Origin of the sequence: Moritella sp. PE36, from assembly GCF_000170855.1 — a bacterium.
Classification (GTDB): domain Bacteria; phylum Pseudomonadota; class Gammaproteobacteria; order Enterobacterales; family Moritellaceae; genus Moritella.
This window is the reverse complement of sequence record NZ_ABCQ01000035.1, coordinates 1-9,932: the sequence shown is the minus strand read 5'-3', so window position 1 is coordinate 9,932 and position 9,932 is coordinate 1. Positions and strand designations below refer to the sequence as shown.

Below are 9,932 nucleotides of genomic sequence, written 5' to 3'. Positions count from 1 at the left end.
CTGGTTACCCACTTAACTCAACCACTATTAACTCAAAAAAACTATATTTATAGTGATACGTTGTGAAGATTATGGCTACGAGAAAAAGTAAACTCAGCAGCACCAAGGGTATAGTTTACTGGAACTATTCAAAGATTATGCCTCAGAAGAACAATGTATTGAGGCTCTGTTCAACTGGAAATGGCCTGATGGTTTTATCTGTCTTGCATGCTCTTCTCATCGCTATTGCTCATTAAAATCAAGAAATATTTATCAATGTAATCGCAGTCACCACCAAACGTCTGTTATCACTAACACAATGTCCAAATATTCAACATGACCTGTAATGAATTGTTTTATAAGTGTTTATTAAGCATTCAAGTTTAAATTGGCATATAAGCATTATCACTTAAACATCAAATTGGTGCCTCTTACAATTCAGCTTGAAGAATTAAGCAAAAAACCATGCAGATCATGAAATAGCGGGATGACAAGCGACTACTATCTGGTGTCATTCAAGTAGATGATGTTTATTATGACAGTGAACGTCATGGTGGGAAGCGAGTGCGAGGCTCCGAAAATAAGACCCTTTTCATAGCATTAGTTTCAACGAATGAAGAAGAATATCCTATCTATATGAACTTCAATGTAGTTAAAGGATCTCGGTTATCAGAGGTAGCACGATGATTGGTAATGTAGAATGATGATGGGCTAACTTAGAAGTGTTCTCAAGAAACAATAAAATCGTAGTTTGAAATGTATAATTCGCAATTTGCAATGCGATATAACAAAGTACATATTGCATTATGCATTATGCAAATACTTCAGCACAACACTGGGGACGAATGATGGGGCGATCAAGGATATATGTCATGCTGTTAATACTCAACATCAGATCGGTTTTAGGCAATACGCAACCGGACCAACCAGCAAGTTCAACATAACACCATGCAAGCTTCGATGGCGATAATGCTCAATTTTAGAGATGTTTTTAATTTGGTCATTGATCGTTTCTATGATGAGGTTAGTTACGTGATTTCTGGAATGTCCCCCCCGTTTTTAGGGAGGTTACTACCGATTCTGTATGCCTTACATCCATGATTATTATAGTGGCAGCATTTCTTTTTTCATTTTAAACCGAGCTGAATTAACTGGCAAAACGAGAATACTATTATCAAATAACACTGGGGGACACAATTAAATGTGCAATTGAAAAATCGTATGTTTTTTTGGATAAAACGGTAGTTTTGTCAGTTTAATTTATTAAGCGTTTAAGTGCAGGTGGATACCTTATAAATAATGCATGAGAAAATATATGACAAATCGATATGAATATATTATAAGTGAGTAACTTCTTTAACGCAGAAAGGGTCAGTTTCGGCTTAGAGCTATCACCCTAAGCCATTGATGGACAAAACCGTGTTAGAGCGCTGACTTCATTTCCCCCCCCCTACTCGATAATATTTTGGAAAACAAATTGTAAATACCAACTGCAAAAGTAACATTACAATTGGTTTAGTTACACTAACTCCATTGAGAAAAGGAGCAACATTCTCAATCATAAAATACATAACCATTACAGTCTGGGCTGACCTAAGGCCGAACGTAAATCCAATCTACATGCTTTGTTCTATAAGGCTCAGAACACTTAATTACTGAACTGTTTTTGTGAGGATTTGTCAGAAAAAGTCACCTTGAATACGTCTTAAATATGTTAAAGCATTCTGTTAGAATAATAGGCTATTGATTAAAGAATACCGAGGCAGCATGTCCGAGTTTAAAGAATTTTCACTTTTAGAGTCAATTATTGACCGCGTTAGTCTTAAAGGCTATAAACAGCCCACACCAATCCAAAAAGAATGTATCCCAGCTCTTATTAATGGGAATGATCTTCTTGGTATAGCGCAAACGGGAACAGGAAAAACTGCGGCCTTTTCATTGCCTATTATCAATAATTTTGGGCGAAATAAAATAGATATCAACGCTAAGAGCACGCGTTCGCTCATACTAACGCCCACGAGAGAGCTTGCCTCGCAAATAATGCAAAACATTGATGACTACGCTGATGGTTTAGGGCTTAAAACTAAGGTGGTTTATGGTGGAGTAGGAAGACAAAATCAAGTTGACTCTATCGCACTTGGACTTGATATTTTAGTGGCCACACCCGGCAGGTTATTGGATTTAATTAAAACCGACGATATAAACTTTAAGGCGTTAGAAGTATTTGTGTTAGATGAAGCAGATACAATGCTTGATATGGGGTTCTTTAAGGATGTTCAACGCATCATATCTAAGCTGCCAAAGAACCGACAAACACTCTTGTTTTCAGCCACTATGCCTGCTGAAATCGAGATACTTGCAGACGCAATATTAACGGACCCGACAAAAATTCAAATTACGGCGGAAACGGTTACTATCGAGCGGATTAATCAAAGTGTATACCATCTTGAAAAATCGAATAAAGTGCCTTTGCTACTTAATATCCTTGAAAAATCTCACTATAAAAAAGTGCTCATTTTTTGTAAAACAAAGCCTGGCGCTGACATCATTGTTGAAGCTCTAGAAGAAGCATCAATCACTGCCGCTAGCCTTCACAGTGGTAAAACACAAGCAGTTAGGGAAGAAGCGTTACAAAACTTTAAAGATTCTAATTTAAGCGTATTAGTTGCAACTGATGTTGCTGCTCGTGGCATTGATGTTGATAATATTACTTTAGTCATTAACTATAACCTTCCTGAAGATCCAAGAAACTACATACACCGTATAGGACGAACTGCTCGTGCCGGGAAAAGTGGAATAGCCATTTCATTTGCTGTAGAAAATGATATAACGTTATTAAATAGTATTGAAAAAAGCATAGGGAAAGCCATTCCTGTTGCTACAGAACAGCCTTTCCATAAAGAGTTTTCAAAAGTGCCTAAAAAAGTCAAAAAAAAGGTTAAAAAAAGAAATAGAAGGTGAGAATATCGAGTCTGAGTTACGACTCTAAGCCACTTTGGGGTATGTTTGGTCTTCAACTATAGTGGTTGAAGACCAGAACTAAAATTAACTATCCGTTTCCTCAGATAACTTCAGGGCATCTTCAATCTCAATGCCAAGTATCGAATTGTGTTATCTACTTTTGTATGCCCTAAAAGCAGTTGCACTGCACGTATATTTTTAGTCCGAGCATATATCAGCGTAGCTTTTGTTCGTCTCATCGAATGCGTACCATATAAGTTATTATCCAGCCCTAAGCTTAGCGCCCCTGACTTGATAATCTTCGAGTCTAAATGGCTTCTTAGCTCCATGTCCGTGATGTGAGTTCTTTATAACCATCATTACCTCCTATTGCTGATAATGGTCATGATGATTGTAGGATGATAGAGGTACAGGACTTAGATCTGGACAACAGTGGCTTAGATATTGAGCTTTAAATGGCAAAGTTTGCATTACAGAAAGTATGGTGAATTTTAGATTCGCGGCTAGCGCAGCGGCTTGTTATTACGCAGTAGTTTAAGTGGCGGTTTGACAAGTCCGTTACTGCTATTTATTACATTTACTTTTTAGAACCCACTACTTGGAATTGGTCAACAAACATTGCCTGACTTACGATCCACTTGTCTTTAGGTTTGTAGAAATAAAATTCCCAAACAACTGGATGAATATCATATTTGGCAACTTGTACGATTCTGACTAATGATGGAGATAGCTCTTCCTTGGATATATTTTCATTGCCAATAAGATTTCCATATAAGACTGATACCGATGCAAGCTGCTGCTTTAAAAAAGTTAATGCTTGAACTTTTTGCTGCATAGCAGGATTATTTGAATAAAGATTATCTATAGATTCACTTACCTTCCTATTTGATTGATCTTTAAAAAACATCTCAACTTGTTTGGTGGGAGCACCATCATATGCTAATGAAATAGATGAAAAACTCATTAGTAATAGACTTAATATTATCGACTTCATTTGACTTCCTAGTTTTAAGATTGAATGTAACAAGGTATTTACGGAATTTCGTATAATACCTAAAAAATCACTAACGTTAAATGATTAATTTTCTGTTTAATAACAATAAATTACACCATATCTAGCATTGAGCTTATATTCCATCTTATTTAGATATATAAAATCATGTTATTTATGCAGAACCGTACAAATAATGACGAAATATATAAATAAATTACTTAATGAAGGCCTCGTTTACAAAGAAAGTCCATATAAGGAAAGAGGAAAATTAAGCTTAACGTTATTGCACTAAACTGCAAGTCTACGTACTTTATATTGTTAAAGCATACACATAGATTCGAAGAAATTACCCTTGTGCTTTAAAGGCCTTTAATGTCACACTCATTCCCAATACGATAAAGGATTTATGCATAGGCCAAATTGCCAATAACGGTTTTGACCAAAAGTGACTCAAGGAATTATTATGAAATTATACGGAAGCTACACTTCTCCATTTGTTCGTCATTGCCGCATTGCGTTATTGGAAGGCCAACTAAATGGCAATTTAGCGTGTGAATTCATTGAAACCGATGCTGATAGTAGTGCGAAACTGTCTCCTACGAAAAAAGTTCCATTTCTTCAGGATCAGAAAGCAGGTAAAGATATTGGTTTAACAGACTCTGCTAGTATTTTAATGTATTTGCGTGAGCAGTCAGGGAAATCATTTTTAAAAGATGCTCAAGACTTTAATTTATTTTGTAATGTAAATACGGTATTGGATGCTGCGGTAAACCTATTCTTTCTTGAAAAGTTTGATAAGATTACGCCTGAGCAAAGCAGCTATTTGACCCGCCATAGAGATCGTGTTGAAAGTGCCTTACTTCACATGAATGAAAGTTCTTATAGCAGCCAAGCGCCGTTCACCGATGGTGAATTACGCTTAGCCTGTTTCTTAGACTGGGGTTTATTCCGCAACCGCATCAATATCGACGGTTTAGATAACCTTCAGGCGCTGTTAAAAGCGGCTCGCAGCTTTGATATTTTTGCCCAAACAGCACCACCTATTGGCGCATAAGAAGTATTGGGGGCGATAATTAATCGGTAAGTGGAGCTACGCAGCAAAATTGCGCTCGCAATAGTGTTTGTATGAGCTGTTGCGATATGACAATGCCATTTAAACCACAATATCGATCAACGAATGATCAGCGATGATCACATAACGATCACCCAACCCCGCCCCCTATTGCATGATGGTCTACTCGTTACTATGCTAGTTATCAATACCAAGTTTTCATTGATACTAGGATTAAAAATGACTGATATTAAAAACTTATTTGAGCAACTCACGACTAAATTGCAACAATTAGAAAAATTATTAGCGACCACACAACCAGTGCAAGCATTGGTCAGCCGGATCCCCGCTGTGCTAAAAGGTCAGGAACAGGCAGTCATAAACCAAATCATGCCCGAGTTAGTCACCGACATGCTAGCGATGAAGTTAGCTGCTGAAGCCTTTAAAGACATTCATATTAAACACCCCTTCTCGCAAAAATCGGCCCGGCGCTACGTAGGTATTATTCATTTACACCCAGAGAACCAGAATAGCGCGAAGATCGTCACTTCAATTGAAGACATTAATACTATCAAAGGCGCAATCGAACATGCGGTAGTCAGCGAAAATGAATCTCGTCAAGCACGTTTCAGTGCGATCCATGATAATTGTCCCGGTGTAATGACAGTGCACTTGTATCGCAAGATTCATTGCTTGGAAAATGAATATGTTAAATCGGTACGTTTCAGTTGGCAGCGTAAAGATTCATTACACCAACCTGACAAGATAAAATTATTAGGGGAAATTACCGCAGAAAAAGAGAGAGCCACGCCTGATAATCAGCTGGCACTAACACAGCTTCATCAACAAATAGCGACGACAGCAGAGCATCAGTTACGTGTGCGCAGGCCAGTTAAGGTTCAACCAGCGGCAAATATTGTGAAGGTCACAGGGTTAAAAACAGTCACAGCCCCATTACCGATAATCGTAGTACAAAAAGAACCACTCGAAACGCATGAAGTCGCTGACTTTATTGCATCTCACATGCGCAAGCAGCGCTCAGATAAACGTAAGAATGTTGTGTTAGGGACTTTTTCGGGTAAAACAATTGAGAAAGTAATGGCTTAAACAAGTAACACTAAAACCAAGGACGGTTTTCTAACACATAATCTTGTTCAAATTCGACTTCTGATTTACACAAATAAATCACAAATTCCACCAAGGCAATGATGGCAATAACCGTCGAAGGCAAACCGAGTAAAAAATAACCGAATACAAACAATACCAACATGCATAGGCCCTGTTTGTTATAGCCTAAATAGAATTTATGAGCACCGAGTGCACCAAAGAAAAACGACAACAATACCGCCCCGGTTTTCTTGGATTTACCCACAGTCACCATGGTGGCGGAGGCAAGTATTCCTGACTTTATAGTGAAATTAACTTTACTACCAACCCGAGGAGTGCCCTTATGCATCCACTGATTCATATTAAATGTATAATGACATCCATCCTCATCAGAAATAATCCCTTCTTTACTTCCAATATTGAATTCAAGGACCGATCCCTTCATAACAAACTCCATCCATAATATATAAGTAGCTAAATTATCACACAATTATAAACAATCACACTAAAATGACAGCTGGTTACATCACGATACAAAAATAAATAAACAATTAAATATCCAACTGTATTATTTTGTTGAGCCTCAACATCGCATTCTATATATAATGGGGTATACTGGAAAGTAAATATTATATAACACGGAGTTAGTGTATGAAAGTAAGAGATATAATGGCAAACAATGTTATTTGTATTAGCCATAAAGCCACTTTAAAAGACGCACATGAATTAATGCAAACGCGTGGGGTACGTCACTTACCTGTTATCTCCGAAAATGATGGTACCTTGATTGGGGTTCTGACACATAAAAAAATGATCAGTGCGGTCATGACAATGATCAACAAATACGGTACTGATGCACTAGCGAGAAAAGAACGCGGTCAGTTAATCGAAGATTTGATGGCGACAGATTTTCAAAAACTAACAGAAGATGAGCCACTGAAAATTGTTGTTGAATATTTCATTGATAATAAACTGGGTTGCCTACCCGTTATTGATAATGAAAATAAGGTGATTGGTATCGTTACTTCATCTGATTTTGTTAAATTATGCGCGCACTTACTGAATAAATAACAGCTGCTATTCGTATTTAATAGTAGGCTGATGATCCTTCATCAGCCTATGAACCACATTGATATTTTAACCTGCTGTATATTGACGTGAATAGCGAGCAGCAATCGTTGCTCCCAGCAGTGCGGTGACAGATGAAACTAGCATGATGATAACCACAGGTTGCACTGATCCCATACTGATAAATGCGGATAACGCACTCACCGTTCCACCGACGGTGTATTGAGTTGCCCCTAATACCGCAGAAGCAGAACCGGCATTTCGGCCAAATCGTTTCATAAAACAAGCACTGGCATTTGAGATAACCGCGCCATTGGCTGAGATCGCAATAACAAACCCTGCGACAGTCACATACAAAGCGTCAGGAACCATCACAGATGCAGTCACTAATATTATGCCACCGAGTACTTGCAAGCTTAAGAAGGCTTTTAGCAATGTCTCGGGCTCAAATTTCGCCAATAAAAATGTGTTAGCACGATTGACTACAACCAAACCGCAAATATTTGCAAAAAATAACATTGAAAACTGTTGCGCCGTTTGATCAAAGACTTCCATATACATCATCGACGCATTGGTTAAAAAGATCATCATTACCGAGTAAGCAAATGCTTGGGCAACCATGAAACCTAACGCTCGTTTCTCACTGAACACCGACAATAAACCAAGCTTTGGTTTAATCTCATCCGACTTATCTTCAGCTATCGTCTTCTTAACTGGTTTCGGCATATAGCGCATCACCAGAATCGCCACCAACACAGCCATGATTGCCAATGTATAAAAGATCCAACGCCAATCAGCTACCGACATGATAATCGTCCCCACAGTCGGCGCGATTGAGGGGGCTATCATCATAATAAGCGCAATTAGTGAGAACAGCTTAGCCGCTTCTTTACCACTTGTGGTATCACGAATAGTTGCTGGTACTCCAACAACCGCCATACCGCCACCAATAGCTTGCACCACGCGCCATAACCATAACACTTCAATTTCTGTTGCTGTCGTCAACAATATACTGGCAATTGCAAATACAATTAAACCAGCAATCATGGCATAACCACGGCCTTTTTTATCGGACAAAGGCCCGCCGATGAGTTGTCCTATCGCAAGACCAAAAATATATAAACTTACTGTCACTGACATCAAAGAGATATCAACACCCATTGCTTTTGCCATCGTTGGCATCGCAGGTAGGTAACTATCAATCGTAAATGGGGTTAAAGCAAATACTGCAGCCAGCGTCAGTATTAACGTCTTACTCATTTTTCCGGCTGTATCTGTATTATCTATGTTTACCTCATTCATTATGATTGAGGATGTATTATTCGCTGTCATTTTACGCCTCCAATTATCTTTCTGGAAAGATAATAACTGGACTTTAGCTTTCTGGCAAGATATATTATTGGCATTGTTAAACCAGCATACATAGATAGGGAATAGATCATGACCAATAACATTAACGAAATACTACAAGCAATGGATGATAACTGGCCTGACTGTGCTGACGGCGTATCACCTGCTTTATTACGCTTGCTGCAGGTCAGCAATCTATTTCACAATCAGATGGAAGCACTGGTCGCTAGCTATGATCTACAACGTGCAGAGTTCAGCGTATTAAGTACGTTAAGACGCAGCCCTGCTCCCTACTGTCTATCCCCAACAGTGCTATACCAGTCGATGATATTTAGTTCGGGCGGACTGACTAAGGTATTGAATCGTTTAAGCCAAGCGGCGTTAATTGAAAGAATTGATAACCCTGAAGATAAGCGCAGTAAACTGGTACTGCTCACAAGCAAGGGTAAGCAATTAATAGAGACTGTCATGCCTGAGTTACACCAACAAGAAAGAAATGGATTAAGTGTATTATCGGCAGATGAGCTGCAACAACTCGATTCTATGATGCAGCGGGTGTTAGCGAACAATAAGTCCACAAACTAATGCACCGGCCCTATTATGATCACCGATGATCAGTGCTATCAGACTAATCGTTATAATAGTGACTTAAAAGCGACGGATGCTCATCTCAACATTTACATGGTTAAATACCTGCAAAGATGGCAGTGATGGAATTGTCACTGTGTTCGCATTGGTTTTGAGAAACAAAGAAACCGGAAATTGTTTTGAGGATGCAAAATAAATCGACAGTAGTTGTAATCCATCTTCTTGGTGTAACGGCTGCATTTCTACCGATAAGGCTTCGAGTTTGTCGGCGTTTTCTAGCCATGTCAGAAACCCTTTAAAATCGTCTTCAAGCACTTCATCACTGGCAAAACTAACTCTTAAAAAATCCAACTCAAGAAATGACCATAGCGGCTCAATCTCTGATTCGTCACACAGATCAATCTCGATATTAATGCCATTAATACAATGACCATAATGTGTTAGGTGTTTGATCTGACTAATATAAAAAGCTTGCTTAGTATTAGCAATATTAATTTTAGCATCTGGAGTGTGCTGTAACAGGGTTTCTACTTCTTGTGCTGTCGGCACGTATTCGAACATGACTTCTTTGCGGGGCGATTCCATTGCAATACCTTATTTATCCATATATTTAAAATCTGAACACACGGTCTCATTTGAGCAGACTATTACATATATAAAATAGGGTAAATATGTCGTATTCAATAAATATGAGCAAAACGACATAAACATGGAAATAAAGAGGTATTTATGTGATAAAGATTAGAAAAAACAATATTCACCCGCTCATACAGATAACATTTCAATAACAAACTGAAACATGTAAACTATAATATATTCAGTCATTTAGATATT

General features: G+C 38.3%; 9 protein-coding genes and 4 pseudogenes. 7 read left to right on the top strand and 6 right to left on the bottom strand.

All coding sequences use genetic code 11. The features are described from left to right. Positions 1-118 precede the first annotated feature (118 nt). Positions 119-293, top strand: a pseudogene (locus PE36_RS25040) (transposase); the annotation flags it as partial. A gap of 85 nt (positions 294-378) precedes the next feature. After that, a pseudogene (locus PE36_RS25035) lies at positions 379-663 on the top strand (IS1595 family transposase); the annotation flags it as partial. A 207-nt stretch (positions 664-870) separates the two neighbouring features. On the opposite strand, the pseudogene PE36_RS24125 reads toward PE36_RS25035, so the two are convergent. Then, positions 871-999 (bottom strand): annotated as a pseudogene (locus PE36_RS24125) (transposase); the annotation flags it as partial. Between the two features lie 747 nt (positions 1,000-1,746). Between PE36_RS24125 and PE36_RS16550 the strand changes: the two are divergent. Beyond that, entirely contained in the window at positions 1,747-2,940 is a 1,194-nt protein-coding gene (locus PE36_RS16550) for a DEAD/DEAH box helicase (RefSeq protein WP_006033201.1), read from the top strand. An 84-nt stretch (positions 2,941-3,024) separates the two neighbouring features. On the opposite strand, the pseudogene PE36_RS24120 reads toward PE36_RS16550, so the two are convergent. Both PE36_RS24120 and PE36_RS16545 read right to left on the bottom strand, forming a co-directional pair. Next, positions 3,025-3,239 (bottom strand): annotated as a pseudogene (locus PE36_RS24120) (integrase); the annotation flags it as partial. A gap of 278 nt (positions 3,240-3,517) precedes the next feature. Beyond that, complete coding sequence (locus tag PE36_RS16545; protein WP_006033199.1) at positions 3,518-3,934, bottom strand: hypothetical protein; 417 nt, start codon at positions 3,932-3,934, stop codon at positions 3,518-3,520. A gap of 463 nt (positions 3,935-4,397) precedes the next feature. On the opposite strand from PE36_RS16545, the gene PE36_RS16540 reads away from it, so the two are divergent. Beyond that, positions 4,398-4,988 carry a glutathione S-transferase family protein gene (locus PE36_RS16540; RefSeq protein ID WP_006033198.1) on the top strand — a complete coding sequence of 197 codons (591 nt, stop codon included), beginning with the start codon at positions 4,398-4,400 and terminating at the stop codon, positions 4,986-4,988. A 237-nt stretch (positions 4,989-5,225) separates the two neighbouring features. After that, positions 5,226-6,092, top strand: a complete 867-nt coding sequence (locus tag PE36_RS16535) for a DNA replication terminus site-binding protein (RefSeq protein ID WP_043994668.1) — start codon at positions 5,226-5,228, stop codon at positions 6,090-6,092. A 10-nt stretch (positions 6,093-6,102) separates the two neighbouring features. Here the strand turns inward: PE36_RS16535 and PE36_RS24615 are convergent, their stop codons facing one another. Next, complete coding sequence (locus tag PE36_RS24615) at positions 6,103-6,537, bottom strand: TM2 domain-containing protein (RefSeq protein WP_198138628.1); 435 nt, start codon at positions 6,535-6,537, stop codon at positions 6,103-6,105. Between the two features lie 206 nt (positions 6,538-6,743). Here PE36_RS24615 and PE36_RS16525 point away from each other — a divergent pair, with 206 nt between their 5' ends. Further along, entirely contained in the window at positions 6,744-7,163 is a 420-nt protein-coding gene (locus tag PE36_RS16525) for an HPP family protein (RefSeq protein WP_043994667.1), read from the top strand. A 66-nt stretch (positions 7,164-7,229) separates the two neighbouring features. On the opposite strand, the gene PE36_RS16520 is transcribed toward PE36_RS16525, so the two are convergent. Continuing rightward, positions 7,230-8,492 carry a multidrug effflux MFS transporter gene (locus PE36_RS16520; protein ID WP_043994666.1) on the bottom strand — a complete coding sequence of 421 codons (1,263 nt, stop codon included), beginning with the start codon at positions 8,490-8,492 and terminating at the stop codon, positions 7,230-7,232. Positions 8,493-8,600: 108 nt separating this feature from the next. On the opposite strand from PE36_RS16520, the gene PE36_RS16515 reads away from it, so the two are divergent. After that, on the top strand, positions 8,601-9,095 hold the full coding sequence (locus PE36_RS16515) for a MarR family winged helix-turn-helix transcriptional regulator (RefSeq protein ID WP_006033192.1): 495 nt from the start codon (positions 8,601-8,603) through the stop codon (positions 9,093-9,095). A 63-nt stretch (positions 9,096-9,158) separates the two neighbouring features. On the opposite strand, the gene PE36_RS16510 is transcribed toward PE36_RS16515, so the two are convergent. Beyond that, positions 9,159-9,683, bottom strand: coding sequence for a hypothetical protein (locus tag PE36_RS16510; protein ID WP_006033191.1), 525 nt, complete (start codon positions 9,681-9,683; stop codon positions 9,159-9,161). Positions 9,684-9,932 lie beyond the last annotated feature (249 nt).

Excerpts from the sequence above, each read along its gene's own strand:
- PE36_RS16550 (WP_006033201.1), top strand. The coding sequence starts at position 1,747 with ATGTCCGAGTTTAAAGAATTTTCACTTTTAGAGTCAATTATTGACCGC.
- PE36_RS16545 (WP_006033199.1), bottom strand. The coding sequence starts at position 3,934 with ATGAAGTCGATAATATTAAGTCTATTACTAATGAGTTTTTCATCTATT.
- PE36_RS16540 (WP_006033198.1), top strand. The coding sequence starts at position 4,398 with ATGAAATTATACGGAAGCTACACTTCTCCATTTGTTCGTCATTGCCGC.
- PE36_RS16535 (WP_043994668.1), top strand. The coding sequence starts at position 5,226 with ATGACTGATATTAAAAACTTATTTGAGCAACTCACGACTAAATTGCAA.
- PE36_RS24615 (WP_198138628.1), bottom strand. The coding sequence starts at position 6,537 with ATGAAGGGATCGGTCCTTGAATTCAATATTGGAAGTAAAGAAGGGATT.
- PE36_RS16525 (WP_043994667.1), top strand. The coding sequence starts at position 6,744 with ATGAAAGTAAGAGATATAATGGCAAACAATGTTATTTGTATTAGCCAT.
- PE36_RS16520 (WP_043994666.1), bottom strand. The coding sequence starts at position 8,492 with ATGACAGCGAATAATACATCCTCAATCATAATGAATGAGGTAAACATA.
- PE36_RS16515 (WP_006033192.1), top strand. The coding sequence starts at position 8,601 with ATGACCAATAACATTAACGAAATACTACAAGCAATGGATGATAACTGG.
- PE36_RS16510 (WP_006033191.1), bottom strand. The coding sequence starts at position 9,683 with ATGGAATCGCCCCGCAAAGAAGTCATGTTCGAATACGTGCCGACAGCA.